The 24745-nt window shown below is 71.5% G+C and carries 27 protein-coding genes; 8 read left to right on the forward strand and 19 right to left on the reverse strand.

Annotated features, from left to right (window positions below; all coding sequences use genetic code 11):
- The first annotated feature begins 234 nt into the window (after nucleotides 1-234).
- From BGP03_RS24340 to BGP03_RS24355, 4 genes are read left to right on the forward strand one after another with little or no spacing between them, the layout of a single operon-like run.
- Nucleotides 235-528, forward strand: a complete 294-nt coding sequence (locus BGP03_RS24340; protein WP_296377677.1) for a hypothetical protein — start codon at nucleotides 235-237, stop codon at nucleotides 526-528.
- Nucleotides 528-1901, forward strand: a complete 1374-nt coding sequence (locus BGP03_RS24345; protein ID WP_296377678.1) for a relaxase/mobilization nuclease domain-containing protein — start codon at nucleotides 528-530, stop codon at nucleotides 1899-1901. Before BGP03_RS24340 ends, BGP03_RS24345 begins: the two co-directional genes overlap by 1 nt.
- Before the next feature lie 57 nt (nucleotides 1902-1958).
- Nucleotides 1959-2603, forward strand: a complete 645-nt coding sequence (locus BGP03_RS24350) for a hypothetical protein (RefSeq protein WP_296377679.1) — start codon at nucleotides 1959-1961, stop codon at nucleotides 2601-2603.
- 4 nt (nucleotides 2604-2607) lie between these two features.
- Nucleotides 2608-3384 (forward strand): hypothetical protein, encoded by a 777-nt coding sequence (locus BGP03_RS24355; RefSeq protein WP_296377680.1) that lies wholly within the window; start codon nucleotides 2608-2610, stop codon nucleotides 3382-3384.
- Here the strand turns inward: BGP03_RS24355 and BGP03_RS24360 are convergent.
- The 12 genes from BGP03_RS24360 to BGP03_RS24415 form a co-directional block, all read right to left on the reverse strand.
- A complete protein-coding gene (locus BGP03_RS24360) occupies nucleotides 3333-3959 on the reverse strand; it encodes a prepilin peptidase (protein ID WP_296377681.1) in 627 nt (208 codons plus the stop codon). The two genes, BGP03_RS24355 and BGP03_RS24360, sit on opposite strands and share 52 nt — an antisense overlap.
- The gene (locus BGP03_RS24365; RefSeq protein ID WP_298799434.1) at nucleotides 3956-6976 is read right to left on the reverse strand and encodes a LysM peptidoglycan-binding domain-containing protein; all 3021 of its coding nucleotides are present in this window, start codon (nucleotides 6974-6976) and stop codon (nucleotides 3956-3958) included. Before BGP03_RS24365 ends, BGP03_RS24360 begins: the two co-directional genes overlap by 4 nt.
- Entirely contained in the window at nucleotides 6973-7395 is a 423-nt protein-coding gene (locus BGP03_RS24370; RefSeq protein ID WP_296377683.1) for a hypothetical protein, read from the reverse strand. The genes BGP03_RS24365 and BGP03_RS24370 overlap by 4 nt, the downstream gene beginning before the upstream one ends.
- Entirely contained in the window at nucleotides 7392-7838 is a 447-nt protein-coding gene (locus tag BGP03_RS24375) for a TadE/TadG family type IV pilus assembly protein (RefSeq protein ID WP_296377684.1), read from the reverse strand. Before BGP03_RS24375 ends, BGP03_RS24370 begins: the two co-directional genes overlap by 4 nt.
- Nucleotides 7835-8227, reverse strand: a complete 393-nt coding sequence (locus BGP03_RS24380) for a TadE family protein (RefSeq protein WP_296377685.1) — start codon at nucleotides 8225-8227, stop codon at nucleotides 7835-7837. Before BGP03_RS24380 ends, BGP03_RS24375 begins: the two co-directional genes overlap by 4 nt.
- 12 nt (nucleotides 8228-8239) lie before the next feature.
- A complete protein-coding gene (locus BGP03_RS24385) occupies nucleotides 8240-8443 on the reverse strand; it encodes a hypothetical protein (RefSeq protein WP_296377686.1) in 204 nt (67 codons plus the stop codon).
- Between the two features lie 25 nt (nucleotides 8444-8468).
- Nucleotides 8469-9356: a type II secretion system F family protein gene (locus tag BGP03_RS24390; protein WP_296377687.1), complete on the reverse strand. Its 888-nt coding sequence runs from the start codon at nucleotides 9354-9356 to the stop codon at nucleotides 8469-8471.
- Nucleotides 9353-10048 (reverse strand): type II secretion system F family protein, encoded by a 696-nt coding sequence (locus tag BGP03_RS24395; protein ID WP_296377688.1) that lies wholly within the window; start codon nucleotides 10046-10048, stop codon nucleotides 9353-9355. The genes BGP03_RS24390 and BGP03_RS24395 overlap by 4 nt, the downstream gene beginning before the upstream one ends.
- Nucleotides 10049-10254: 206 nt before the next feature.
- Nucleotides 10255-11625: a CpaF/VirB11 family protein gene (locus BGP03_RS24400; protein ID WP_296377689.1), complete on the reverse strand. Its 1371-nt coding sequence runs from the start codon at nucleotides 11623-11625 to the stop codon at nucleotides 10255-10257.
- Nucleotides 11622-12353 carry a hypothetical protein gene (locus BGP03_RS24405; protein ID WP_296377690.1) on the reverse strand — a complete coding sequence of 244 codons (732 nt, stop codon included), beginning with the start codon at nucleotides 12351-12353 and terminating at the stop codon, nucleotides 11622-11624. Before BGP03_RS24405 ends, BGP03_RS24400 begins: the two co-directional genes overlap by 4 nt.
- A gap of 3 nt (nucleotides 12354-12356) precedes the next feature.
- Nucleotides 12357-12986: an SAF domain-containing protein gene (locus BGP03_RS24410; protein WP_296377691.1), complete on the reverse strand. Its 630-nt coding sequence runs from the start codon at nucleotides 12984-12986 to the stop codon at nucleotides 12357-12359.
- Nucleotides 12987-13794: 808 nt separating this feature from the next.
- The gene (locus tag BGP03_RS24415) at nucleotides 13795-14328 is read right to left on the reverse strand and encodes a hypothetical protein (protein ID WP_296377692.1); all 534 of its coding nucleotides are present in this window, start codon (nucleotides 14326-14328) and stop codon (nucleotides 13795-13797) included.
- A gap of 332 nt (nucleotides 14329-14660) precedes the next feature.
- Here BGP03_RS24415 and BGP03_RS24420 point away from each other — a divergent pair, with 332 nt between their 5' ends.
- The 3 genes from BGP03_RS24420 (at nucleotide 14661) to BGP03_RS24430 (ending at nucleotide 16585) form a co-directional block, all read left to right on the forward strand.
- A complete protein-coding gene (locus tag BGP03_RS24420) occupies nucleotides 14661-15512 on the forward strand; it encodes a bifunctional DNA primase/polymerase (protein ID WP_296377693.1) in 852 nt (283 codons plus the stop codon).
- 25 nt (nucleotides 15513-15537) lie between these two features.
- The gene (locus BGP03_RS24425; protein ID WP_296377694.1) at nucleotides 15538-15945 is read left to right on the forward strand and encodes a hypothetical protein; all 408 of its coding nucleotides are present in this window, start codon (nucleotides 15538-15540) and stop codon (nucleotides 15943-15945) included.
- A gap of 64 nt (nucleotides 15946-16009) precedes the next feature.
- The gene (locus tag BGP03_RS24430; RefSeq protein WP_296377695.1) at nucleotides 16010-16585 is read left to right on the forward strand and encodes a hypothetical protein; all 576 of its coding nucleotides are present in this window, start codon (nucleotides 16010-16012) and stop codon (nucleotides 16583-16585) included.
- Nucleotides 16586-16631: 46 nt separating this feature from the next.
- Here the strand turns inward: BGP03_RS24430 and BGP03_RS24435 are convergent, their stop codons facing one another.
- The 3 genes from BGP03_RS24435 to BGP03_RS24445 all read right to left on the reverse strand — a co-directional run bounded on the left by BGP03_RS24435 (nucleotide 16632) and on the right by BGP03_RS24445 (nucleotide 19347).
- Nucleotides 16632-16955 carry a hypothetical protein gene (locus BGP03_RS24435; RefSeq protein WP_299737632.1) on the reverse strand — a complete coding sequence of 108 codons (324 nt, stop codon included), beginning with the start codon at nucleotides 16953-16955 and terminating at the stop codon, nucleotides 16632-16634.
- A 192-nt stretch (nucleotides 16956-17147) separates the two neighbouring features.
- On the reverse strand, nucleotides 17148-18140 hold the full coding sequence (locus BGP03_RS24440) for a hypothetical protein (RefSeq protein ID WP_296377697.1): 993 nt from the start codon (nucleotides 18138-18140) through the stop codon (nucleotides 17148-17150).
- A gap of 820 nt (nucleotides 18141-18960) precedes the next feature.
- A complete protein-coding gene (locus BGP03_RS24445; protein WP_296377717.1) occupies nucleotides 18961-19347 on the reverse strand; it encodes a MerR family transcriptional regulator in 387 nt (128 codons plus the stop codon).
- A gap of 55 nt (nucleotides 19348-19402) precedes the next feature.
- On the opposite strand from BGP03_RS24445, the gene BGP03_RS24450 reads away from it, so the two are divergent.
- Nucleotides 19403-20377 carry an alpha/beta fold hydrolase gene (locus BGP03_RS24450; protein ID WP_298799437.1) on the forward strand — a complete coding sequence of 325 codons (975 nt, stop codon included), beginning with the start codon at nucleotides 19403-19405 and terminating at the stop codon, nucleotides 20375-20377.
- 26 nt (nucleotides 20378-20403) lie between these two features.
- On the opposite strand, the gene BGP03_RS24455 is transcribed toward BGP03_RS24450, so the two are convergent.
- Genes BGP03_RS24455 through BGP03_RS24470 form a run of 4 tightly spaced genes read right to left on the reverse strand, consistent with a single transcriptional unit; the run spans nucleotide 20404 to nucleotide 24738 of the window.
- On the reverse strand, nucleotides 20404-21003 hold the full coding sequence (locus tag BGP03_RS24455) for a hypothetical protein (RefSeq protein WP_298799438.1): 600 nt from the start codon (nucleotides 21001-21003) through the stop codon (nucleotides 20404-20406).
- Nucleotides 21000-21500, reverse strand: a complete 501-nt coding sequence (locus tag BGP03_RS24460; RefSeq protein ID WP_298799439.1) for a DUF4913 domain-containing protein — start codon at nucleotides 21498-21500, stop codon at nucleotides 21000-21002. The genes BGP03_RS24455 and BGP03_RS24460 overlap by 4 nt, the downstream gene beginning before the upstream one ends.
- On the reverse strand, nucleotides 21497-23314 hold the full coding sequence (locus BGP03_RS24465; RefSeq protein WP_296377699.1) for a type IV secretory system conjugative DNA transfer family protein: 1818 nt from the start codon (nucleotides 23312-23314) through the stop codon (nucleotides 21497-21499). Before BGP03_RS24465 ends, BGP03_RS24460 begins: the two co-directional genes overlap by 4 nt.
- Nucleotides 23311-24738: a hypothetical protein gene (locus BGP03_RS24470; RefSeq protein ID WP_296377700.1), complete on the reverse strand. Its 1428-nt coding sequence runs from the start codon at nucleotides 24736-24738 to the stop codon at nucleotides 23311-23313. Before BGP03_RS24470 ends, BGP03_RS24465 begins: the two co-directional genes overlap by 4 nt.
- Between the last annotated feature and the right edge of the window lie 7 nt (nucleotides 24739-24745).

The following is a 24745-nucleotide window of genomic DNA, read 5'->3' on the forward strand; positions in this document are numbered from 1 at the left end:
AACGGTGAGCGGCAGTTGCACCTGCTGGCCCGGCCGCGGCCCTCCCGTCCACAGCCCGGATGGCACGGCGCCGGGCAATGTGGCGAGGACGGCGCTGGTTGCGATGGGCGACGACGCTTCGGCCACCTGTCGCGGTACGCGTACCGCGAGCGTGGCGGCGTGGATCTTCGACCTACAGCGATGCGAGTACGACGTCGTACGCATGGCACGACCGCTCGTCGCCGGCAGGTGGTTGTGCGGTTCGCCGACGTTGAGCTCGATGTAGTCCGGTCGAGCGCCGCGCGAGCCGGTCTTGCCGTCGGTGCGTGGCTGGGTGAGCTTGCGGTCCGGACCGCTGGATCGTCCGAGTGGCAGCTGGCCGTGTCCCGGCAGGACGTGGCGCGGCAGCTCGTGCGGCTTCGGCTTGACCTTGATCTGATCTCTAGAGCGGTCGCCGAGTCCGGTGACTCGGCCGCCGCCGGTATCGCCGCTACTGCTGTGGAACGCATGGACGCCCTACTCGACGGTATCGTGGCCGAGAGCGGCTGATGATCACGAGGGTGGTGCACGGGTGGCGGCCGGGTGGGTTGATCGCCTACCTGATGGGGCCCGGGCGGGCGGAGGAGCATCGTCGGCCGCGGGTGATCGCGAGCTGGGACGGGCTGGACGGGCGGTGGCAGCCGGCGAAGTCAGGGCCGGGGGAGTTCGACTTCGAGCTCGGTCCGCTGATCCGGGCGCTGCGGGCGCCTGCCGTGGCGGCGGGCCTTCCCGAGCAGGCAGATGCTGAGGGCAAGCGCGGCTACGTGTGGCACTGCTCGGCCCGGGTGGCCGACGCTGATCGGGTACTGAGCGACGCCGAGTGGGCGGGCGTCGCTCGGGAGTTGTTGCACGGTGCGGGGATCGCCGAGCGGGATGATCCGGGTGGGCCGCGGTGGTTCGCGGTGCGTCACGCGGACGACCACATCCACATCGCCGCGGTGCTCGTCCGGCAGGACACCGGTCGGCGCTTCTGGCCGCATCACGACTACCCGCGGCTGCGGCAGGCGGCCCGGGAGGTGGAGACCCGCCTGGGCCTGACGGTGACGGCCGCCGCGGACGGGACGGCCGCACCGGCGCCTGGGCGGGGTGAGCTGGAGAAGGCGCGCCGTCAGGGTCGGTCACCTGCGCGGGTGGAGCTGGCTGGTGCGGTGCGGCGTGCTGCTGTCGAGGGGCACGATGTGGAGTCGTTCGTGGCGGCGTTGCGCCGCAACGGGTATCGGGTCGAGCTGCGGCGGGCGCCATCCGGTGACGTGCTCGGCTACAAGGTCGCCCGGTCCGGGGACGTGACGGCCGCCGGGGAGCCGGTCTACTACAGCGGGAGCAAGCTCGCGCCGGACCTCTCCATGCCGCAGCTACTCAGACGCTGGCAAGGGCCGGTCGAGGGTCCCGTCTCGTTGAGCGAGGCCACCCGGACCGTTCGCCGGGCCCGCCGGACGGTCCGGGAGGCCCGGCCCGACAGTGCCGAGGTGGTCCACGCGGCGTCCGATGTCCTGACCAGCCTGTCGGGCTGGGACCGCTCGCCGTTGTCGGCGGACGCGGCGACGATGTACGACCGCGCGGCCCGGACACCGGGCTACCGCAACCCCGACGGCGACGGTGCCCGGGATCTGCGGCGGGTCGCGCGGGGCCTGGTGCGCTACCAGCGCCGTGTTCGCGGTGACGACCTGTCGGCTGTGGTGGCGCTCGCGGTGGCTGTGGCCGCGCTGGTGCAGGAGGTCAGCCGTTGGCATCGCCGCGCCGACCGGTCCCATCAGGCTGCCGCGGCCGACGTCGCGGCCGAGGTGGTCGGCCGATGGTCTGTTGCGTTGTCGCCCGCGGCGCGGTCCTCACCAACGCCGGGGAGCGTGACGCTCCGCCCGGGAGCCGAGAGGCTCGATCGATAGGGCGTGGTCGCAGCGCTGACCACGTGGACGTCCATGGCTGCGGTGATCGTCGTGCGAGTGACGGCCGTCGAGCGTGGAGGTGCGGGGATGTGGCAGGAGCGCCCGCAGCAGTCGATCGGCGTCGTCGTCACGTTGGTCGGGAGCCAGGACGTCTCGGCAGGCGTACACCTGCCGCTGACCGATGACGCGGCCGTGTCGGTACGCATCGGGAGCACCTTGATCTACATGCACGATCCGGCGACGGTCGCGAAGTTCCTCAACGCGTGCTTCGACCTGGCTCCGGAGGCCCGCCGGCTGCCCCGAGAGGTTGCTCCGGACATCGTCGCGCCGGTTCGGGGAATGCACGAGCCGGGTGTGGTGGTCAACGCCTTCGGTTCGCCACCTGCCAGCGGCGTCCTGGTCCGTGTCCCGGGCCAGCTCAGTTACCTGCGGCTGCAGGTCGGGCGTGTCGTTCTCCAGATGCGCGATCTGGGTGCGTACGGCTCGGTCGCCACGGTGTTCCGGGAGGCAGCGTCGCTCGCCCCGACGGCGTTCGCCTCCGCGGAGATGTCGTTCCGGCGACAGGCAGCTCTGGAGCAGGCGGCGGCGGTATTCCCTGCCGCGCGGTCGCGGCGCCGGGTAGCGCGATCGCCGAAGTCGACGGCCTCCTCCACGCCTGCTCTTCCCGTGCGGTCGGCACGACCCACACGAGCGGCGGAGTGAATACATGACGATTCCTGACTACCCCCTCATGGCGATCCCGAGCTACGAGATGTACCAGCTCGCGCACATCGCGACGTTCATCGCCGACGGTCTGGCCCGCCGCCGCGCGGCCTGGCAGCGTGGTGATCGCCGAGGCAGCGCTGACGCGTCGCGTGATGTCGCCGGAGGGAATGCGGCATTGCGTGCCGCGATGGGCACCCATGGTGAGCCCGGGCCTTTGCCGCGACCGCTCGACGCCGCAACCTTCGACAAGGTCTCTGACCTGCTGAAGACCGGTGAGCGACGGGCCGACGTGGTCTCGCTCGCCTCGCTCGGCCGCTCGACCTGGGCCGTGATCGGGCACGTGCCGGGTATAGGAGCGGTCGGGGCGGAGGTGACGGGTCATCACCTCGCCGACGCTGTCCGACAACACATACTGACCCAGCCGGTCGGTGAGCTCGCCGCGTGGGCGATCGCGCAGAAGCCACACCCGACCGGGATCAAGGACCGGGTGGATCTCGCCGCGTTCGTCGAGGGCCTCGACCCGGGCCGGCTTCGTGACCAGGCGGTCGCTCGCCATCTGCGGGGCACCGACCGGCGGACGGATGCGGCGATCCACGGCCGGTTCGCCGGTGTCGATCTGGACGCTCCGCTGGTCGACCGGCCCCCGACGCCTGCGCCACCGACGGGTGCCGCACATGATCGGCCGTCCCCGCCGCAGCAGGGACGATTCCTCTGCGGGGTCGGGCGTCAGACCACCGCGAGACCGGCGACGGCACCGGCCAGGAGCGCCGGACCGTAGGGGACGTGGGTACGGCGGGTCCGCTCGACTGCTGCGACACCGACCGCCGTCATCCCGACCAGGAGGACGGCGACGATGGCTCCGACCAGGAGACCCTCCGGACGCCAGGCCGCGACGATTGCGGCCAGGGTAGGGGCGAACTTGACGTCGCCCCAGCCGATCGCGTCGTCGGCGGCGATCTTCAGCACCAGACACCCGGCCAGCAGTGCGCCGGCCGCCACGGACGCGCGGAGCACAGGGCCGATGTCGCCCACCACCGCAGAGTGCCCCAGCACCGCGAGCGTGGCCCCGACGGCGAGCCCGGCGGTCAGATCGTCGGGCAGCCGCCCCTCCAGCGTGTCGACGGTCGCCGCCGCCAGCGCGATCGCGAGAACGGAGGCCAGGGCCGCGGCTTCGGCCGCGCTGCGCCCCGCGGCCGCGGTGGTGATCAGGAAGCCCACCAGTGACGCGGCCGCGGCCGTCTCGCCGAGTCCCGGGCGGCGTCGCCGGTGCGTGGTGCGCTCGGCGAGCAGCAGCACCACCGGCGTCATGCCCAACGAGCAGGCCACAGCCAGGAACGCCGGATCCGCTGTCATGACGATCGGCGCCGGGGCCCGGCCGGGAGGAGCTCGTTGACGACCGCGAAGGTGTCGGGCGGGAGTTCCTCGGGGACGTCGAACTCGCGGGCGTCGAGCAGGATCGTGGCGTACTGCTCCATCTCGGCCGGGTTGCCCTCGGCATGAGCCACCCGCATGAGATCGACCAGCGGTTGGTCGAACCCAGCGTCGATGTCGACCGCGCGGGCCGCTTCGGCGGCGCGCCGGGCCAGGGCGGTGTCACCGGCGGCCAGGGCGATGTCTACGAGTTCGTGGGCGGTGTCGACGACGAAACCGGGGATCTGCAGGTCGTGCCGCTGGTCATGGTTGTTGAGCCAGGCATAGCCGTCGGGCCGCAGTTGGCTCAGTACCGGTCCGCGCAGCAGTTCGAGCGCGGTCTCGTAGTCCTGCACGGCTCCGGGATGTCCGGCGGCGTGGCGGGCCTGGGCACGTTTCCGGAGGCGGCGGAACAGGTCCCAGTCCAGCAGGTGCCCGTGGAGGCGGTAGCGATCGTCGGTCTGCATGTCGCTGACGAAGGGTGCGGCCGGGTCACCGTGCAGGCCGCGGCCGGCCCAGCGCCGCGCACCGTAGAACGCGTGGCGGACGGTGGCGGCGCTGGGGGAACGGCCGTCGGGCCACAGGTCCGCGGTGGCCTTCGGGATGGTGATGCCTCCGGCATGTAGGGCGAGGTAGATCAGGACCTCGGTGAACCAGCTCGGGCGGGCGGAGGGTAGCTGCCCCGGTGTGCGGACGGTCGGTTCGCCGAGGATTCCGATCATCGGCACGACCGGGTCAGAGTCCGATCTCCACAGGTTGAGGTCGCCGTCGAGGTCGGGATCCTGGTGGTTGACGATCTCCAGTCGCCGCAGCGCATCCGGATCGGTGACGACCGGTGGCGGTTCCTCCGCTACGCGCGGGAGGGGCACCACAGGCGGTGCCGACGGGAGGAGCGATCCGTCCTCGGCCATGTCGGGGGCCCACGGCGCATCCTCGGCCGCGGCCCGTGCGGGGATGTCGGGTGCGTCGGTGGAACCGAGGATCTCCGCGATGCCGGCGCCCGTGTCGGCGGTCATCTGCTCGGCCTTCCACGGGCCGTCGTCCAGGTGCTGGGTGGTGAGCCGCCCGAGGTCGTCGATGTGTATCCACGGGTCTCCGGCGTCGACGTCGGTACCGGTAACCACGACGGCCGCCGCGACGCGCGGTGCGTGAGCCAGCTGCTCCCGTACCTGGCGGAGTTGCTCCTGCTCGTTGTCGCTGAACGGGCCGGCGGCCAGAAGGAGCACGGGTAGCCAGGCGTCGGCGGCCACATCGCGGAGACGCCCGTCGAGCACGCCGTCCACGGGTAGCCGATCGACGTTGGCGGTGGCCCCGGCCACCGCCGCTCGCAGGGTGTCGAGGGCCGAGCCGAGGTCCTTCGCCTGCCGAAGCCGCTCGGGATTGAGCGGGACGAGCTCGGAGCCGAAACCTGCCATCACGACCTCGACGTCCTGGGCCCCGCGACTGTTGGCCAGCTCGGCGGCCATGTGCCGGAGCAGCTCTGTCGTTCGGACCGCCGGTCCGAGCACGACGGTGGAGCCCCACTGCTCCAGGTCGATCAGCAGCACCCGGTCGTCGTCGCGAGCGACCGACACCAGGGTCGGGTAGGGCGCGCAATGTCCGCCGGCCTCGTCGCGACCCAGCGGGAGATCGGCACTCGCCTCGAGCTGCCACACGTGACCGTCGTCGACCTCGGTGAACGGGGGTGGCATCGGCGCCCGGTCGGCCAGCGTGAGCACAGCCCGCCCTGGGTCCAGGCGAACGGTGGTGAGGTCCGGAGGAGCGACGCCGGACCAGTCGGTGAGGACGAGTCCGCGCAGGGCTGCGTCGAGGAGCGCGCTGTCCACTGCAGCCGGTGCGGAGGTGGCGAGCCATTCCAGCCGCCCTGCCTCGTCCGGCGGGACTGCGATGCGGTGGTGGGGCCGACGGCGGCGACGTTGCAGTCGACGGCGTACTCCGAGGGCGCCCACGATCCCGGCGACGACGAGGGGCGAGAACCACAACGCCGTCGGGAGGGCAGACGAGGGCTCGTCGACGGACGTGCCGGGTTCCGGGGCGGCGTCGGTGCGCGGTGCCACTGGCGATGCCGAGGAAGTGGGTGCTGGACTCGTCGGTTCCTGGGGCGGACGTGGTGGCGGTGCGGGGGCCGCCGATGGCACGGGAAGGTCCAGGCGCCAACCGGGTTGCAGGAGGTCGGGATCGGTCAACCGGCCGCCGTCGGCCTGCACGCGGCCGCGGTTCTCGTTGAAGATCTCCGTGGCCCGGGCCGGATCGCCGAGCCGGTCGGCGGCGATCCGGGTGAGGGACTCGCCCTGGCCGACGGTGACGACATCGGCGGTCGACCGGGTCGGGAGCTGGAGACGCCAACCCGTGCGGAGCATCGATGCCTCGGTCAGCCGGGCGCCGTCGGCCTGAGGGCGTCCGGCGTTGAGCTCGTAGATCTCGCGCCATCGCAGCGGATCGCCGAGCTCATGCTCGGCGATCCGCCACAGCGTGTCCCGCGGTTTCACGGTGTAGGTGTCGGCCGCGGGTTGAACCTCAGCGTGGCGCGCGGACGCGTCGGGCAGCGCGACCGGCTCCGTCCGGACGATGGCGACTGCGGCCAGCGGCGCGGCGATCGCCGGGCTCGCTCCAGCGCCGATGGTCGTCGCGATGAGCGCCGCCGCGACCGACCGGCCCCACCCGAACCCGGGTAGGCCGATCCTCGGTGCCGGCCGCCGCAGCGCGACGGCTGCCAGCTCGATGAGGATGGAGCCGGCGAGGATCAGCCACGCCCCGACCCCGACGACGACGAGCAGCCCGAGGAGCACCCGGCCGTCGTCCGGACGCAGCAGCGCGCCGAACAGATCCGCACCGGTCGGGAGCCGATCCGGCAGGAATGCCGGCCCGACCAGCCACAGCGCCACAGGAGGCCCGGTGACGACAGCAGCGAGGACGAGACCGGCGAGCAGCCGGCGGACGAGGTATCGCAGGGCTCTCATCCGGCGCCTCCCGCGGGATCTGTCGGGACGAGCCGGGCCTCCGCCGACCCGTGGCTCACGAGCTCGTCCCGTCCGACGATGCCCAGCAGGATGGTCGGGCGGCGTAACGTCACCTCGACGCGCACGACGTCGCCGGCCGGGAACGACACGGTTCCCTCGGCGCCGGCGTCGGTCAGGTACTGCCGTGCTGCGGCTCCGGCGGGCGCCGGATCCACGGCGGCGACGCCGCGGGACAGCTCCCCGGCCTCGAGTGCCTGGCCCGCGGCCCGCGCCGCCTCCTCGGCGACCGCATCCGCGCGAGCCACACCCTGCGCCGCGCGCACGCCGTCGACCGTGAGGCCGAGCACCGCGATGAGTGCCAGGACCGCGATCGCCATCGGCACGCTGACCGCTCCGCCGCCGCGTTCATCGATGATCACTGCCGCTCCCTCAACTGGTCGATCGGGCTGACGAAGGCGGCGTCGACATCGCGCGTGCCGGGGGCACCGGGCAGCCCCAGATCGGACCACCGCACCGCACATCGGACCTCCGCCCGCACCGACGCGGGCGCACCGAGCGGGCGGGCGAACTGGCTGACGTCGACATCGACGTCGAGCACGTCGCAGCGCAGCGCCCTCTCGTCCAGAACCGCCCGGGCGATCTCGCGCGCTCGGGCCTCGGCGGCGGTGGCGGACCGCTCGATCGACGCGGCCCGGGCCGCTGCGCGGGCGGCGTGATCGGTCGCGGACTCGGCCGCGACCATGCGACCTCCCGCCACACCGAGAACGAGGAGCATCCCGATCACCACGGCAAGCAGCGCGGCCTCCACCGACGGCGAACCGCCCCGCTCGTCGACGACCGCAGGCGACCGCCACGGGCTCATGGCCGGACCTGCTCGATGGCACCCGCTGCCGACCGGGAGATGCGGATCGGGACCCCGGGCACGAGCGAGAGGGCCTCGCCCGCGACGGTGACGCGCATCGTCGTACCGCCGTCCAGGATCTCGGCCTCCACCGACCGGGCCGAGAACGTGGAGCCGGCGGCACGGCGGAGGAACGACTCGGCGCCGTTCTGCGCCGCCACCGTCGAGGACACCGGGTAGGTGCGGCCCGTCCGGAGGCCGTCCTCGGCGGCCGTCAGTGCCAGCTGCCCGCCGTAGAAGGCGAGCGAGACCTGCACGACCGCGAGGATGAGCGTCAGCATGCCCAACCAGAGCAGGGCCATCTCGACGCTCGTGGCGCCCCCGCGTTCGTCCGTCGAGATCGGGTGCATGACCGCTCCGGATCAGTCGAGGGCGCCGAGCTTCTTGGCGACGAAGGCCCCGACGCCGGCGACGATCGCGCCCGCAACCACCGCACCGCCCGAGATGTGGAAGCCCTCGTCGGTGTTGCGTCCGCCGCCCCGTTCGTCGACCGGTTCCAACCGGCCGGTCAGCCAGGCGATCGCCGAGACCGTCCAGGTCGTGATGGTGGTGCTGAACCTGTGCATGTCTTTCCCCTTCGTGGTGGGTCGATCAGGTGGTCAGGAGGGCGACGCCGGCCGGGAAGAGCACCCACGCGGCGATCAGGAAGACCTGCAACGCCCCGGGTGTGCTCATCTGGCCGCTCGCCCGGTTCGCGTCGGCGTGCTCGTCGGCCAGGAGTTGGTCGCGCAGGCTCTCCGCTCGCGCCAGCAGGGTGTCGACGACCGCTCCGCCATCCTGCCCGGCCGTCGCCGCGATGGAGGAAAGGTCGGTGAGCTCATCGAGCTGGATACGCTCGCCGAACCGCCGCAGTCCCTCCCATGGCATCTGCCCGGAACGCTCCGCCATCTCCAGCTCGTCGCGGATCCGGCGCATGGCCCAGCTGTCGTCGAGCAGCTTGGCCGGCAGCACCAACGCGGTGGCGACGCCGGCGCCGCCACGTCGCAACAGACTGACCTGCTGGAGGTAGGAAACGACGGCGAAGCGCATCTCGACCCGCGCGGCGTCGGCGCGCGCGGTGGTTCGCCTGGTGTGGCTCGTCCATCCGGCTACCGCGCCGACGACAGTGAACGCTCCGGGGACCACGACACCGAGTCCTGCGTCGAGCACGGCGAGGGTGGCGGCCAGAACCGGTCCGCCCGCGGCATACGTCAGGCAGGCGGCGGCTCTGGCGAGGAGGAAACGGTCGCGGCTGATCCCGAGCACGTCGAGATCGGCATCGGGCACGGTCCCGGGTAGACGTCGCAGGACGTCGAGCGCCAACCGCTGCCGCCACGGCCCATCCTGCTGCGCGGCGACCAGCGTCGGGGTGCGCTCGTCGAGTGCGGCGAGCGCGTCGCGGAGCGACGGATGGCCACGGCTGCTGCCCGCGAGCATCAGTGCGAGCCCCGCTCCGGCGGTTCCCCCGGCCAGCAGCATCAGCACCAGCGCCGGATTCATGTCGGCTCCGGCTTGGCGACGAGGAACCGTGGGGAGCGGCGGCCCAGGGCCAACCGGCGCATCCAGACCATCAGCGCGATCGTCCCGGAGAGCAGAACCGCCATGACGATCTGGCCCACTGGCGTCCCGTACGGTGCCGCGAACCCGGGTACGAGGGCGAGGAGCACCAGCACCCCAGCTTGGATGATCAGGAGCATCCGGATGGACTGCCGCGACTCCGCGCGCTCCGCTTCGATGTCGCGCCGGGCACGGACGTCACGGGCGACGCCCTCGGCCAGCTGTCGCAGCACCCGGGCGATGCCGTTGCTCTGCTGGTGCAGGGCGAGCAGCAGCGCCGCGGCCACCGTGTCGCCGACGCGGTCGTCGATCGCATCGGCGAACGACCTGACCGCGGACGCCGGATCCGTCCCGGTCCGGAGCCGGCGGGCCAGCGCGGCCACCGGCGCGGCGACGAGGTCGTCGGCCGTCTCGACGGTCGCGTTCACCGCCTGGGTGAGGCCGATCGCGCCACCGCCGGCCAGCGTGTCGGCCATCCGCCGGCACCAGGACTCCAGCGACTCGAGCCGGTCGATCTGCTGTTGGGCGACGCGTGCCGAGCCGAGCAGCCAGGGCATCCACACCCCGACCACGGACACCGCGATGCCGGCGGCCGGCCAACCGGTGACGATCCATAAGGCGAGGCCGGCCGACATCCATGCGGCGGTCCGTCTGCGGTGGCCCGACCGGCCGGCACCATCGACACGGGCCGACCGCTGCAGCGCCGCCAAGCGGCGTCGCCACGTCACCGGTGGTCGAACCACGGCGGGGGCGTCCGAGGCCCGGCGCAGCCCCGCCACGATGAGCAGGGGACCGAGAGCGAAAGCGCCGCCGGCAACAGCGGCCAACCAGGCCGGCCACGTCACCTCGACCACCCCGTTCGTGCGGGCGGTGTCAGGAAGCCGAGATCGACCCCCGCCTCGTCGAACGGCCACCGGACCTGGGGCGCCATCTGGAAGACCCCGCGGGGGTCACCCGTTCCGTCGGCCGGAGCGAAGATCCGGTTCATCGCGACCGCACCCACCTCGTTCACGTCGGTGACCTCGGCGATCTCGGACACGAAGCGCAGGCGGCCGCCGATGGCCGGGTTGGTCAAGTGCCGCAGGTGCACGACGTAGTCGATGCCCTGAGCGGCGAGACGGGTGACGAAGGAGTCCGACCAGCCCCGCCCGGCGGCCTTGAGCGCCGCGGTGATCAACCGCTCGAACGCGTCGGCGGCGGATCCGGCGTGCAGCGTGCACATCGATCCCGGCATGCCGGCGTTCATCGCCTCCAGCATCGGGAGAGCCTCGTCCCCGCGGACCTCGCCGACGATCACCCGGGTCACAGACATCCGCAGCGTCTGGTGGAGCAGATCAGCGAGCGACACCTCCCCGGCGTGGCGTCCGGTGGCCGGATCGACCTCGGTGGATCCCGGCCGGCACTCCAGTGCCAGCAGCATCGGTGACGCCGACGGCAGGCGGTGCAGGCCGAGCTCGAACTCGGTCTCCAGCGTGGCGACCCGTTCGTCGCGGGGTATCTCCCGGGCCAGCGCCCGCAGCACCGTCGTCTTACCGGCCGCCGGCATACCCGTCACGAGGACGTTCCGGCGACCCTTCACCAGCCCGCGCAGGAAGGTCGCCATCTGCTCCGACACTGTCCCGAGCCGGACGAGCCCGGCGAGATCGATGTCGACGAGACCGTGCCGCCGGATGGTGACGGTCGGTCGTGCGACCACGTCGCGCATCGCGGCGAGCCGGGAACCGTCCGGCAACTGCATGTTCAGGCACGGCTGCGCCGGGGAGAACGCCCGCTCTGTCGCGCCGTGATGAGCGGCGATGTACTGGATCTGCTGCACGAGCTCGTCGTCCGAGTCGACGACGGCGTTCTGGGCCGTCCGGATCGACCCGTCGCTGAGCCGCAGCAGCGGGCGGTCGCACCCCACAATGTGGATGTCCTCGACGTCGGGCAGGTCGAGTAGAGCCTGGAGGTGGCCCAGTCCCCACATCGCCCGGTCGATGGACTGCACGATGTGGGTCTCGGTGCTCCGGTCCAGCTGGGACTGCCCTGCACTCACTCGCCGCCGTGCTTCCTGCGCGAGTTCGTCCTCGATCCAGGAACGGATCAATTGACGTTGATCGCCGGTGCTCAGCCGGTCGCGGCCGGGATGCTCCTGCAGGCGCTGCAGGACGGAATGCCTGATGCGCTGGGTGATCTCCGAAACGGACCGGCTGTCCGGGACGGTGGCGGTCATGACGCGGCACCCCGGGCGGCAGGGGGTCCCGAGATCAGCACGTGGGCGAGGGCCGCCGCGGTGCGCTGCAGTGCGGACCGGACGAACCAGCGCCCGGCCGCGTGACCGTCGCTCCAGACCCCGGCTGCCCGAGCGTCATCGGGCAGGGTGCCGAGCAGCGGAGCGCCGCAGCTCTCCGCGATCTCGACGGCGTCATAGGGGCGATCCGGCCGGACCACCACGAGCCCGCGATGGCCGCCGCGGTCATCCAGGAGCGGCACCAGCCGGGCGGTGGCTCGCACGGACCGCAACGACGACCCGCTGACCACCACCACCCCGTCGCTGCTGGCCACCAGGGCGGCGGTGCCGTCGGAGGGGGAGAAGCGCCCGCAGTCGACGAGGACGTCGGCGTCGGTGATGCGTCGGAACTCGTTGCCGAGCCGCTCCCACGGCACCACAGCGGCCTGCTGAGGTGCACCGAGTCCGGCCAGGGCGAGCGGACAGTGGGGCGCTAGTCGGACGGCGCGCCGGCGGAGGGCGTCGTCGGCGCCGCAGGCGCGGGTGTCGACCACGAGGTCGGTCAGACCGGCGCCGGCCGGCCAGGCACCTCGACCGAGTCCCGCTGCGACGTCACCGCCGGCAGGATCGGCCTCGACCACGACGGCCGTGCGCGGCCACACCGACGCCAGCGCCAGCACCGAGGTCGTGACGCCGGGGCTCCCTTTGGCGGAGACGAAGCTGATCAGCATGCGTCACCTCCGGGCCACGAGGACGAGGACGGCGTCGCCACTGGCCGCCGAACGCGCGACCTGGGCCGCGACGCCCTCGGACACGAGCAGGTCCACGGTGCGGTGGCCCGACACGTCGGTCGCACCGGCGCCGAGGACGACGGCCCGTACCGAGGGAGCCACGGGGTCCTTCCCATCGATGACGAGCACCTCGTCCCGAACGTCGAGCGGCATGACCGGCAGCTGCCCGGCCTCCACCGACATCCCGACCACGGCCTCCCCAGCCCCGGGAACGGGTTGGGCTCCGACGGCGTCGCGGGTGAGCGTCTGACCTGGACGGAGATCGGTCGAAGCGACCTGCCCCAGAACGGTCCGGACATCGGTCCACGCGACGGTGGCCAGCCCGGAGTCGGCCGGCAACCGGACCTCCCGAAGATCCGCTTCCACGACTCTCTGCCCGTACGGCACCGCACGCATCACGCCGACCACCGCCGTCCGGTCGTCGGCTGAGAGGTAGACGTAGACCCCCGCCAGCCCACCGGCCACGGCGAGGACGACACCGAGCAGGAACAGCCTCGACGGTTGGCGTCGTCGCAGGACCGGCGGAGGCTGCACCCCGTTGGTCGTCGGGGGTGGCACGGTCGTGAGGGCCATCAGCTACCTCCGCCAACGAGAACCTGGACCTCGCCGACGGCGAGGGTGGCTGTCGACGACAGCCTCAACGTCTCCTGCCCGGCGACCGGGCCACCGTCGGTGACACCGTTCCACCCGACCTGCCAGACGCTGGTCGCTGTGATCGTCCATCGGGCCGTTCCACCGGTGCGTTCCGGAAGTGATCGTTCCCGGTAGACGTACCCGCAGTCGGGGGAGGCGCCGGACTGGCCGCGCCACGGCGTCCCCGGCCCTGAACACGTCACCCGGGCGCCGGGAGGACCCAGTTCCCACTCGACGGCGAGGAGCCGACCGGTCGCCTGCACCCGTGCGTTCCCTGCGGTCGCGACGGCGCTCGTCGGTCCGCTCGTCTGCGCGCCGCGATCGATCCACAACCAGAGCGGGACCCCGACGAACGCTCCCCGTCCGGCGGACAGCTCGATGGACGGCGGCCGCAGGGTGAGCTGGGAGACCGCGCGCTGGGCGAGGACCGCTGCAGGGACGGGGGCCGCCGCGGCCGGAGGATTCGCGGGTGCGGGAACCCGTCCGGCTGCTCCGCCCGCGAGAGCACCGGCGAGGAGCGGAGTGGCGACGGGATCCAGGGTCGGGCGTGGTGGGGTTGCGCGGGCGGGGGAGGGCGGCCGACGTGATCGGATGGCGGGATCCTTCGGGCCTCCTGGCCGCCCGGGGTCGGCCGCGGCGATGAGGCACCGGCCGGTGCCATCCACCACCGCGCATCTGCCGTGCGGGTTCGACGGCACAGCGAGGAGCGGCATCATCGCGACGATGCCGGTCGCGAACCCCATCCGCGTCAGCACGGTTCGTCCAGTGCAGGGGTGGTTCGCTCGACGATCCACCCACCGGCGTTCGTCCGGACGACGTCCGCCCTGTAGCGGTAGCGGACTGTGCGGTTGGCCAGGTCGTCGAGCGGTTGGCCCGTGCTGTCGGACACCAGCCGGGAGTCGCCCAGATCCACACAGTCGAGGATCACGATGCGTGCCGCCCCGATCTCATCGATGCGGGGGTCGCGGCGGACCGTTCCGACTGTGTGGGCGGGCAACGACGCGTAGTTCGCGACATCGCCGAGCACCGTCGCGAGCGCGGGCCCGGTGGCGACCCTGTTGAGTTCGGGTGCCCAGTTCCGTGACGTGGGTGCGGCGAGCGCCTCGCTCGTCACCCGCCAGAACTCGGCGTAGGCGGTGAGTGCGGCCGTGTCGGCGGCGGGTGCCGGTGCGGGTGTCGGGCCGGCCGGATCCGGGGATCGGCCGGCCGTGCACGCGACGGCGAGCGTCGTGACGGCAACCGCGGCCACGGCAAGGGCCAGGTGACGGTGGGACATCGTCATCGGTCACTCCTCCTTCTGCGGCGTCGTCCAGATCATGTCCGCGCGCGTGGTCGTTCCGTTGTCGATCCGTGGCCTGCCGCTGTGACCAGCCTGTTCGTTGGTCCATGAGCGGTTCGCCGATCACCGCGGTGACCGCCATCCCCTGCGATGACGACCAATGGCCTACCAGCTCGGGTGATCCGCCATGGGCGTTTCGACAGAAGTCATCCGGTTGGACCACATATCGACCACGATGCCGACCAGGGCCGTTCCGAGGCTCGTCGAGGGCTGCACCCGCAGCGCCGGCGGTGATCGGAGGCGCGGTGGACGGACACCTGAGATCGAGGACCCTGATGACTGCCGCGCTCGCAATGGCCGAGCGTGGCGCCTACGTCTTCCCGCTCCGAGTGGGGTCCAAGGTGCCGGCCGTACGCGGCTGGGAGAACCTCGCCACCCGGCATACGGGCTGGATCACGGACTGGTGGACGAGGGCGCCGTACAACGTCGGGGTGGCGACCGGGCCGTCCGGACTCGTCGTGATCGACCTCGACGCCGCCTCGTCGGACGAGCCTCACGGGCGTCAGACGCTCGGCAGACTGGCGCGTGAGGCGGGGGAGTCGATTCCCCGGTCGACGTTCACGGTTGTTACGCCCGGAGGCGGTCAGCACCTGTACTTCAGAGCTCCAGCGGATGCAGCGTTCTCCAACACCGCGGGCCGGCTCGGGCCGCACGTCGACACCCGGGCACGGGGCGGATACGTGGTGGGCGCCGGCTCCATCGTTCCGGCCGGTCGCTACCGCCTGGTCGAGGCTGCGACCTCCCTCCCGCTGCCGAGCTGGCTCGGCGAGGCGCTGAAGCGACCAGCCCATCCGGTCGTCCCGACCGCGTTCGAGTCCCGCCCGCACACCGCCTACGTGGCGGCGGCCGTGCAGTCGGAGCAGCGACGGGTCGCCGCCGCTGCCGTCGGACGCCGCAACAGCACGCTGTTCACCGCTGCTGCTCGACTCGGCCGGTTCGTGGGTACGGGCCTCCTCGGTGAGGGCGAGATCGTCGATGCCCTCACCGCGGCCTGCCGATCGCATCTCGCTGGCGAGTCGTTCGACCTGACCGAGGTGGGGCGAACGATCGCCTCGGGTCTCCGAACCGGCGGTCGAGCGTGCGCAGTACCCGAACCTTGCCCAGGCGCGGCGTCCGTCGTCCGCTGATCCCGAGCTCACGAGGAGAACCACCATGTTCCGAGCCCTCATCACCGCAGCGGCGGCGCCGTTGCTGGCCGTGCTCGTCGTCGCCGCACCGCCGGCGGGCGTCGCCGCGGCCTCGGAGCCGTCGGCGGTCCCCGTCCCGATCGGTCCGGCCGTCTATCCCGGCACACCGATGTCCGGCTGGATCATCGAGAGGAACGCCGTTGTTCGCTCCTCCTCGTGGCCGCAGGGAACCGTCGTGGCTCGCGCGCAGCCGTGGCACGTCCTCGACGTCCACTGCCGGAGAACGACCCTGGAGCCGACGGCCCGGGTAGCGCGGACCTGGTTCCTCGTCACGCTGCACCATCGCGAGGCACGGCATGACTACCAGGGATGGGTCGCCGCGGCGGCCGTCTTCACGGGGCCCTTCGTTCCGCGATGCGGCCCTGGTCTGTGACGGGCAGCGGCGATCATCGCCGATCTGACCTGCAGCGCAGGACGTCTCCTTCAAAGTTGTCCACATGGACGAATCAGCGGGTCGGGATCATGTCCGCTGCCGCCATCATCGGCGGATGAGAGCCATTGTGCGGGCCGGCATCGCGTTCATGCTTCTCGGCGGCGTCGTGCTGATCATCACGCCGCAAAGGGGCGATGACCTCCGGGACGCCGTGACCGCAGTGGGGTGTCACGGCGTCCTGGTCACCCTGCCGACCGCGTCGACAGGAGCCCTGGACGTCAGCGCGAGCGACTGCGCCGACGTACCGGCCGACTCAGGGCGTGTTCTCCTGGATGAGGACCTCGTGGCGATGAGCAAGGCGGTGTGGGCCGGCCGCACGACATTCAGCACGCTGAACCTCACGATCTACCGTGTACCGGACGAGGATCGGCCACCCCGTTCCGTCGTGCTGTCGGCGACGCAGCTCGAGAGCTGGTTCGGCCCGCGGACCGCCGATATCGACCCGGTGGGCGATCGGACGGGCGAGGTGGCCGAGGGGTTGCTCTGGGTACTCGTGCCGGTGGCGGGGCTGGCGGCGTGCGTCCTGCTGGCAGGCGCTGTCCGCTCCGGTCGGATGGTCGTGATGTGGATCGTGCGGTGATCGCAGAGCTGCCGTTGCCCGGGAACTGGACCGCCGGTTGTGCCGATCAGGTGCGAGCTGCGCCTGTCGGCCAGACGACGGTGACCGGCAAGCCGCGCTCGCGGGCCGCGGCCACGACGTCTCCGGTGCCACCGTGTCCGTCGGAAGGTTGACCGTCCCAGACCGCGACCATGCGATCGACGGTGCCGAGCACCGCCTCGGACGCGGCCATGTACGCATCGCGGTCGGAATGCTCGAACGGCAGCGTCCGCACCGTGCTCGCTCGTCCGATCAGCTCCTCGAACGCGACGGCGTTGTCGGGCTTGACCTTCCGCACCCGGTAGTCAGCGGCCGGCAGAACGACCTCCACCTGCCCGCCGAGATCAAGCACCACACGTGCGAACACCTGGTCGGCCCCGCGGGCGAGGCAGCTGACCCCGACCAGGGGTGAGGGCGTGTCGGCGAGGACCTCGGTGAGCGCTTGGACGACGGCGGGCTCGGCCGACGGGGCGAGGTTCGAGTGTCCGGTGATGCCGATCCGCACGGCGGTTTCCCCGTTCGTTGAGGTGGTCGAGTGGACAGGCTAGGCGGAGACGAGGTCGCGCAGGCGCGTTCGCGTCTCACGGACGGCGGGCACGTCGGCGTAGCGGACGGCTTCGCGGTCGAAATCGCCGAGCTTGCGGGCCAGACGGCCGGGATGACGAGGATCGAGCAGGGGCAGCGCGTCGGCCACGAGCTCACATGCACGGTCCGGTTCGCCGATGAGCAGGTGGACGCGGGCGAGGCCGATGAGGTCCATCGCGCGATTCCGTGGCCGGTCCGGGCTGCGGTGGTCGAGCGCACGGCCGATGTAGCCCAACGCGTGCACTGCTTGCCCCGGCTCGTGGCGCGACAGGTCACGGAAGCGGGCGCCGATGGTTCCGGCCAGCTCCGCTTCGTCGAGGCCGCGTAGCCACCGTGGCTCGTCGGAAGCCCTCTGTTCGGCGAAGGCGTCCTCCGCGGCGTCGACAGCGCGGTGAAACGCGTAGACATGGCCCTGTTGGGCGTAGCCCCAGGCCTGACGGGTGGCGAGCATGGCGCGCAGGCCGGGTGTTCCGGTTCGGCGGGTTCCGAGTTGGGCGAGCTCGACGAGTTCGAGTCCGTCGGCCGATTCGCCGGCGTCGTAGCTCTGCCGCGCCAACGCGGCGATCGCCACGGCGGCGAACGAGTCGGCGCGTGCGGCCTTGGCAAGCTGCACCGCGTGGAGGTAGTGCTCCTGCGCGAGCCGATGCGATCCGGCGTCGAACGCCATGGAGCCGGCGATCTTCGCGAGCTCGGCTGCCGCCAGGTACACCCGCTGGGTCAGTTCCCCGTCGGGCGTGCATCGGAGTCGGTCGGTGACGTCGGCGAGCTGCCCGACGACGGCGGTGCGACCGAGGCCGGAGCCTGCTGACCGCCAGCCGCAGAACACGACGACGACCTGCTCGATCGCCTCGACCTCGGCGACGGACAACACGGTGCCCGCGCGTGCCGTCCACCCGTCCATGGGTTCAAGCCAGCCGCGCAGTGGGCCGAGGAGGCCGATCCCGGCGGCCACTGCGCCGGAGCGCAGGGCGTCGCGTCGGTTGAGCACCTCGCTCCTCGCGGTCTCCTCGACGGCGGTCAGGACGCCGTCCGCACTCCACGGACAGTCTGACCTACCGGTGGCCGGAGGGGAGGGGGCCCGTCGAGGGGACGCGATGAATCCGAGCTCCGCGTCGGATGCCACACCGAGGACGGCCCGTAAGGCCGCGCGATACGGGCTGATCGGGAATCGGACGACACCGCGCTCGTACTTGGCGATGTGGTGGCCGTCGAGGTCGTAGCGTCGGTGGGTGGACTCCCACAGCCACGCGTTCACGGCCTCGGCCAGCTCGCTGCGGGACATGCCCTGGCCGGGTGTGACTGGTGACGGACAGCGTTCCCGCGCAGCGCGCAGGAAGCGGTTCGGCTCCGGCATCAGCCGATCACCTCCAGGTTTCTCGAGCGGAGTGTAGGTCTGAGCACATCCTCGCAGAGACGGTTGCCCCAACCTGCCCTGTAGTGCCCCGTCTGAGGACCTCCGCGGCCGCCCGGCCGGCCGCGATCGTCGAGCGTATGGACCTGGCCATTGCTGCCTGCACCGTTGTCCTTGTCGTATGCGTAGTGGTTGGCTCTCGTCGGGGCCACGGCCGGCATCGTCATGAACGCGGTGTCCACCGAGGTATCGATCTCCGCCCCCGTCGCTCCGTGTCCACCCGGTCTGCGTGCCGTGAACCACGCCGCCACCGACGCCACGGTGGAGGGGCACCAGGGCGGCAGGTGGGGCAAACGCCATCTCCTCCACATGTCGGAACCTGGCTCCTCGCATCGCTGCACGTCGTGGTGTCGGTGCCCGCTCAGCTAGGGGTGTCCGCAGCGCGGACGAGGTAGCCGCGAAAGTTCGGGCAGATGGCGATGTCGCCATGACGGCAGCTGAGCGCGGTCTCGATGAGTTCCACGGCAGCCTGAGCCCGACCAATTCGTTCGAGCAGCTCGTCACGTCGTTGGCTGAGGACGGCGCTGCGCGACGATGCGTCCCCGGCGGAGAGCAGCGCGCGGATGTCGTCGAGGCTCAGACCGGCCTGCTTGGCTCGGATGATCGCGGCGACCCGATATCGGTCGGCGATCTGGAAGCGGCGGTGTCCTGCGCTGTCGCGCTGTGGCGCGATGAGGCCTTCGGCTTCCCAGTGCCGCAGCACGTGAGTCTGCAGGTCGTAGAGCCGGGCGATCTCACCGATCGTCATCTCCACGAGTGGCTCGCTTGACTTCATGTCGGCCTTAACCCCCACGCTGCCTGTCATGTCGAACGGACGTCCAGTGGTCGAAGCTAGCTTCCTGTCTCAGGGACTGCGGTGCGCCGCATGGTGGTTCTGGCCGGCTGGTCCCGGGCCCCATCCGTGTGTGGTCATGGCCCACGGTTTCGGCGGCATCCGAACTGCACAGCTGGCCGGGTTCGCCGACCGATTCGCCCGCGCCGGGGTGGCAGCTCTCGTGTTCGACTATCGACACTTCGGTGACAGCGACGGGCAACCGCGAGACCTCGTCGACATCCAAGTCCAACGCGACGACTACCGTGCTGCGGTCGCGTTTGCTCGCGCAGATCAGTCGGTCGACTCTCGGCGCGTCGCGGTGTGGGGCACGTCGTTCAGCAGCGGACACGTGCTCGCCGTGGCCGCTGAAGATCGCAACATTGCCGCCGCGGTGCTCACCAACCCTTACGTCGATGGCCCAGCCGCTCTCGCAAAGGCCCGCGGGATGACATCTTTGCCGTCCCAGCTCAAGCTTCTGTGGGCCTGGCTGCACGACGAAATGAACTGGATGTTTCAGCGCGAACCGCACCGGGTGGACCTCACCGGCCCGCCGGGTTCTGTCGCGCTGTTCACCACACCTGACGCCCAACCCGGATTCGTCTCGATCATGCCCGCGACCACCCGACCGCTCAGGATTCCAGCGCGGATCATCGGGCAGATCGCTCGTGACCGGCCGGCACACCACGCAGCACGAGTTCGTTGTCCGCTGCTGGTCGCGGTATGCGAGCACGATCGAATCGCGCCCGTCGGTGCCGCTCAGCGCGTTGCGCGTGCGGCCCGGCTAGGCGAGTTGCGGTCCTACCCGATCGAGCATTTCGACGTGTTCACCGGGCCCGGCTTCGAGCAGGTATCCGATGATCAGACGAATTTCCTCAGGTGCGTCCTTCTTGGGGCGACAGCGGATACGGCCGGTCGAGGTGATCGGTCGAACCGGTCGGTCGACGACCCCGCACGCGAGCGGTAGTGGATCCTGCGTTGCGTGATCTCGACCTACTTTTCGATGCTGACGTGGATGTGGTCGTAGTGGCCGCCGGTCGCGTCGGTCGGGTCGTAGACGCCACCGCCGGTGTAGGGGACTCCCCAGCCGCCGCGGTCGGGTCGTCCGGGTTCCCAGAACCGCCCCTGCCAGATGAGGTACTTGATGCGGAGCGGGCCGACGTTGGCACGGAGCCACGTGGCCATGGTCCAGCCGTTCCGGAGTTCCGTACCGGCGGCGAATACGCCGGCCTTGCCGGGGAACAGGTCGCAGGCGCGGCCGCGCGGGTGGTCGCTGCTTGGGTTCCATGCGTGGCGGTCCCAGCAGCTTGCCGCGCGGATGGGCGCGTTCGGTCCTGGTATGCCGAACGTCCGGTAGATCTCGTCGAGTACGTGGAGGGTGGTGGGTGTCAGGCACCCGTTGGTCGTCGGGTCGGGTTCGGTGCAGTCGCCGCCGGGTCCGGTGAACGGGACGGGCGCCGGTAGCCCGTCAATGCTTACCGGGCCCGTGGCCGGCGACGCGGTGGCGGTACCGCCGGCGAGCAGTCCGATGAGCAGCAGCGGTAGGACGGCGACCGCCGCGAGAGCGACGACCCCGGCGCGGACCGCGGTCATGGCTCAACCTTCGGGTCGACGACGGGCAGCGTGGGATGGGGCCGATGCTCGTTGAGGGTGCGGTAGCGCTCGTCGTGGATGCAGTCCACGAACGGCCCCGTCGGGCTGAGCAGCTCTCGCAGGCAGGGGTCGAGATGGTCACGTATCCAGACCGACATGGCGCTGCCCGGCTCGGGGGCGAGCTCGGCCCACGCGCGTTGCAGGGCGGCGAACCGGAACGCTGCCTCGGGGTGTTCCCACCAGATCGGGCACCAGCGGTACTCGCCCCTCAACGGCCGGGCTATGACGGCGGCGACGTGCTGGTGGACCCAGCCGACCAGCTGGTCGGCGTCGAGCACGATGTCGAGCGGGTCGTCGTCGGAGACCTTCTCGGCCGAGGGGCTGGAACTGTTGTTGATCACGGCGTCGAGCAGGTCGCTCTGGTGGGCTCGCCACGCTTCGAGGGCGTTGACGCGGGCTAGGAGCTCGTGCAGGAGCCTACGGACGTCGTTCGTCATGGCGTTGCCTTCCGCATCCTGTTGGGGCCCAACGCTTTCTGCGCGGCGTCGGTGAGCTCGGCCAGAGCGGCGGCAAAGTAGCTGCGGATGTCGGTGGCCGCGTGTTCGCGATACCAGGGCCGCAGCTCGCCGACGGCGGCCCGGCGGCCTGTCGTGAGCAGGACCGCCTTGGTCTTCGGTAGAGCACGCAGGGTGGACGCGGGCATGATCGGCTGGCGGGCCGTCGAGTACTGCCTCGACGGGCCGCCGGAGCGGGTGTGGCTGACGGAGACCTTCGGAACCTCGTGGTCGCCGATCAGGCCGGAGAGCCGTTGCAGGAAGGAGTGGTCGTCCACACCGGCGCCGACCAGCTTGACGGTGGCCGCGGACCACAGCGCGTCCATGCCCTGGGCGCCCCAGACGCCGACACCCTGCTGGTAGCTCTGCAGCATGGTCAGGACCTGGATGCCGCGGGATCCGTAGTGGCTGTAGAGCTGGGGGAGCTGCCGGATCGGGCAGATGTTGGCGGCCTCGTCGAGGACGGCGACGACGGGTGGGTCGAGGCGTCCGCCGCGGGCCTGGGCCAGTTGTTCGGCGACCTCCAGGACGCGGTCGACCAGTGCGGCGACGACGGGTGCGGCGGTCCCGGCACCCTCCTTCGACAGCAGGTGCAGCGTCGCGTGACCGTCGGCTCCCGCGGCGAGGATCTCCCACGGGTCGATCTCGTGGAGCTTGTCCAGCGAGGGGGGAGTGGCGCGCCAGGTGTCGGGTGGGGTGACCCAGCGCAGGATGCGTTCGGACGTCAGGGCCTTTGTCGCTGTGCGGGCGGTCTGGAAGATGCCCTTGGTGGTGACGTCGGCGCCGGCGAGGCTCGACTCGAGGTCGGCGGCCTCGGCCCGGGCGCCGGCGTCGTCGAGGGCGGTGATGGCGGCGCGGCTGTTGTTCTGCAGCCACCGCATCACCTCGCGGAGCGTGCCGTCGGACAGCGCCGCCGCGAGAAGCGTGCCGATGAGAACCTGCTCACCGGCGGCGTGGAAGAACGGGTCTCGGCGGTTGCCGCCGATGGTGCCCATGAAATGGTCGGCGAGCCGCGCCGCGGCTTCGTAGCGGCCGGACTCGGGTGCTTCCCGGATCGAGCGCAGCGGGTCCCACCACCAGGTCTGTGTGGCGAAGGCGATCTGCTGCGGGTCGAAGGTCCAGACCGGTCCGTGTCGGGCGCGCAGGCCGGAGGTCAGGGCCCACAGATCGGCTTTGTTCGACGTCGCGACGACCAGACCGGGTGCGGAGAGGACAGCGGGGACGGCCAGCGCGCTGGTCTTGTTCGACCGAGGACCCATGAGGATGAGCGCGACGTCCTCCCAGGACATCCAGGTGTCCCGCCCGTCGACGGTGAGGAGCCGGATCCCGCGCTCGCTCGGTGGCAGGTCGGTGGCGGTGAGCGACGGCCGTAGCCCCCGTGCTTTCAGGTCGGCAGCCGAGCCGGCCAGGTCGCCCAGCTCCCGGCGCCGGAGCAGGGAACGGCGGGTGTCGCCCGGTGGCGGTCGCCGGACCCATAGGGCCACCCCTCCCGCGACCGCCGCAAGTTCCGCGACGATCGACGCGATCAGCACGGCGGTGGCCAGTGGCGGGTTCGGGCTGGCAGCCAGCAGCGCGGGGAGACCGAGGTGGATCAGGTCGACGGCCCCGACGATCGGCTGCTCGGTCGAGGACGCGAGGCCGGCAACGGTGAGCGCGACCTGCACATCGGCGACGACGACGGCGCCGGCCAGGATGACGGTGATCAGGGCGAGCGGTGCGGCCGCGTCCCGGAGGATTCCGCTGCTTGGGCCCGTCATCGTCCGATCTCCGTCCGGAAGGCCCCGTCGGTGTCGTAGAGCTCGGCCTCGGTCGGGGTGAGGGTGAGCGCGACCGGCAGCCCCATGCGCTGCCCCGACTTGATCAGGTACTTCCCCCGCCCCGGATGCGCGCGGCCGGCGTGCCAGGTCGGAGGGGCCGCCCAGGAGGTGACCAGAGCGGCTTCGCCGACGGTCAACGGGACGATGCGACGCAGCCCGTCGAGCTCCCGCTCCGCCATCCCGCCGAGCAGCAACACCCCGCTGCGGGACGCCAGGCCGCGGGCCTTGGCCCGGTCCGCCTCGGTCGGCAGGGCCTCGAGATCGTCGAGGGAGTGGGTGATCTGGAAGGACACGACACCGCGGTGGCGGCCCAGCCGGGTGATGCGATCGGACTTCTCCACCAGCCCGGGAGCCACCCGCAGCGCCCGCCACAGCTCGTCCTGCACCTGCACGACGTTGCGCCGCGGTGTGCCGGTCGCGGCGGCGTCGACGAGGCCTGCTGACCACGCCCAGGAACAGAGCATGGCTGCGGCGACCACGTCGTCCTCGTCGTCGTCGAGGGCAGAGATGTCCAGCGACAGCGCGGGAGTCTCGTCGTTGCTGGTGACCGTGGAGGGGCGGTCGAAGATCCCGCGGATCGCGCCCTCACAGAGCAGGCCGAGGGAGTTGACGAGGTCGCGGGTGGTGCGCCGGTAGTCGGCCTCGTCGACGCCGGCGGCGATGCGCTGCAACGGATCTGCCCCGGTGGCGATCGCCGCGAGGACGTCGGGGATGACGGGTTCGGTACGGGCCGCGGCATCGGCAGTGTCGAGCGCCACGCCGAGCAGTCGTCGCTCAGTCACAGTGATTTCACCGCGCCGCACGATGGTGATGAGGGCTTCCAGCAGGGAGAGTCGACGGGCCCGGACGGTCTCCTGCACGCGGTGGCGGTCCTCGCCGGTCGCCTGCGCGAGCGCGGCGCGCAGCGGGCCGGCGTCGAGCGGGTTGAGCGCATGGAGACCGCGCCCGATCCGCCATACGGTGCCCCCGAGGGCGGTGATCAGCGCGCTGTACTCGCCCTTGACGTCGCCGGGGATGACGGCCTTCATCCCGAACCCGACGAGCCCGGTGATCATGCGCTTGGTGATCGACGACTTCCCGATCCCGGGCTGGCCCTGGACCCACACGGCGGTGTTGGAGACGAGCCCGGTACGCAGCCACTCCGCCGGATCCAGACCGACCGGTTCAGCCGTGTGCATGTGCCGGCCGATCGGCACGCCGTCGACGTCCGCGCCGGAGGCGACGGCGAAGGGGAACAGCCCGCAGACCTGACTTGTGGTGCCGGCGAACCGCGTTCCGGCCTCGACGTGGGCGGCGCGACCACCGTCACGCAGTGGCCAACCCCAGGAACGGGGAACGGGTCCGTCGGGAACGACGAGCGTCATGATGTCC

The sequence above is a fragment of the Pseudonocardia sp. 73-21 genome (assembly GCF_001899645.1).
Taxonomy (GTDB): Bacteria; Actinomycetota; Actinomycetes; order Mycobacteriales; family Pseudonocardiaceae; genus Pseudonocardia.

Bases quoted from the DNA above. Each gene is read 5' to 3' on its own strand.
- BGP03_RS24415 (WP_296377692.1), bottom strand. From the start codon at position 14,328: ATGACGATGTCCCACCGTCACCTGGCCCTTGCCGTGGCCGCGGTTGCC.
- BGP03_RS24420 (WP_296377693.1), top strand. From the start codon at position 14,661: ATGACTGCCGCGCTCGCAATGGCCGAGCGTGGCGCCTACGTCTTCCCG.
- BGP03_RS24450 (WP_298799437.1), top strand. From the start codon at position 19,403: ATGTCGAACGGACGTCCAGTGGTCGAAGCTAGCTTCCTGTCTCAGGGA.
- BGP03_RS24465 (WP_296377699.1), bottom strand. From the start codon at position 23,314: ATGACGGGCCCAAGCAGCGGAATCCTCCGGGACGCGGCCGCACCGCTC.
- BGP03_RS24470 (WP_296377700.1), bottom strand. From the start codon at position 24,738: ATGACGCTCGTCGTTCCCGACGGACCCGTTCCCCGTTCCTGGGGTTGG.
- BGP03_RS24405 (WP_296377690.1), bottom strand. From the start codon at position 12,353: ATGCTGATCAGCTTCGTCTCCGCCAAAGGGAGCCCCGGCGTCACGACC.
- BGP03_RS24390 (WP_296377687.1), bottom strand. From the start codon at position 9,356: ATGAATCCGGCGCTGGTGCTGATGCTGCTGGCCGGGGGAACCGCCGGA.
- BGP03_RS24355 (WP_296377680.1), top strand. From the start codon at position 2,608: ATGACGATTCCTGACTACCCCCTCATGGCGATCCCGAGCTACGAGATG.
- BGP03_RS24400 (WP_296377689.1), bottom strand. From the start codon at position 11,625: ATGACCGCCACCGTCCCGGACAGCCGGTCCGTTTCGGAGATCACCCAG.
- BGP03_RS24380 (WP_296377685.1), bottom strand. From the start codon at position 8,227: ATGCACCCGATCTCGACGGACGAACGCGGGGGCGCCACGAGCGTCGAG.
- BGP03_RS24365 (WP_298799434.1), bottom strand. From the start codon at position 6,976: ATGAGAGCCCTGCGATACCTCGTCCGCCGGCTGCTCGCCGGTCTCGTC.
- BGP03_RS24360 (WP_296377681.1), bottom strand. From the start codon at position 3,959: ATGACAGCGGATCCGGCGTTCCTGGCTGTGGCCTGCTCGTTGGGCATG.
- BGP03_RS24410 (WP_296377691.1), bottom strand. From the start codon at position 12,986: ATGGCCCTCACGACCGTGCCACCCCCGACGACCAACGGGGTGCAGCCT.
- BGP03_RS24460 (WP_298799439.1), bottom strand. From the start codon at position 21,500: ATGACGAACGACGTCCGTAGGCTCCTGCACGAGCTCCTAGCCCGCGTC.
- BGP03_RS24385 (WP_296377686.1), bottom strand. From the start codon at position 8,443: ATGCACAGGTTCAGCACCACCATCACGACCTGGACGGTCTCGGCGATC.
- BGP03_RS24395 (WP_296377688.1), bottom strand. From the start codon at position 10,048: ATGTCGGCCGGCCTCGCCTTATGGATCGTCACCGGTTGGCCGGCCGCC.
- BGP03_RS24425 (WP_296377694.1), top strand. From the start codon at position 15,538: ATGTTCCGAGCCCTCATCACCGCAGCGGCGGCGCCGTTGCTGGCCGTG.
- BGP03_RS24430 (WP_296377695.1), top strand. From the start codon at position 16,010: ATGGACGAATCAGCGGGTCGGGATCATGTCCGCTGCCGCCATCATCGG.
- BGP03_RS24445 (WP_296377717.1), bottom strand. From the start codon at position 19,347: ATGACGATCGGTGAGATCGCCCGGCTCTACGACCTGCAGACTCACGTG.
- BGP03_RS24345 (WP_296377678.1), top strand. From the start codon at position 528: ATGATCACGAGGGTGGTGCACGGGTGGCGGCCGGGTGGGTTGATCGCC.
- BGP03_RS24455 (WP_298799438.1), bottom strand. From the start codon at position 21,003: ATGACCGCGGTCCGCGCCGGGGTCGTCGCTCTCGCGGCGGTCGCCGTC.
- BGP03_RS24375 (WP_296377684.1), bottom strand. From the start codon at position 7,838: ATGAGCCCGTGGCGGTCGCCTGCGGTCGTCGACGAGCGGGGCGGTTCG.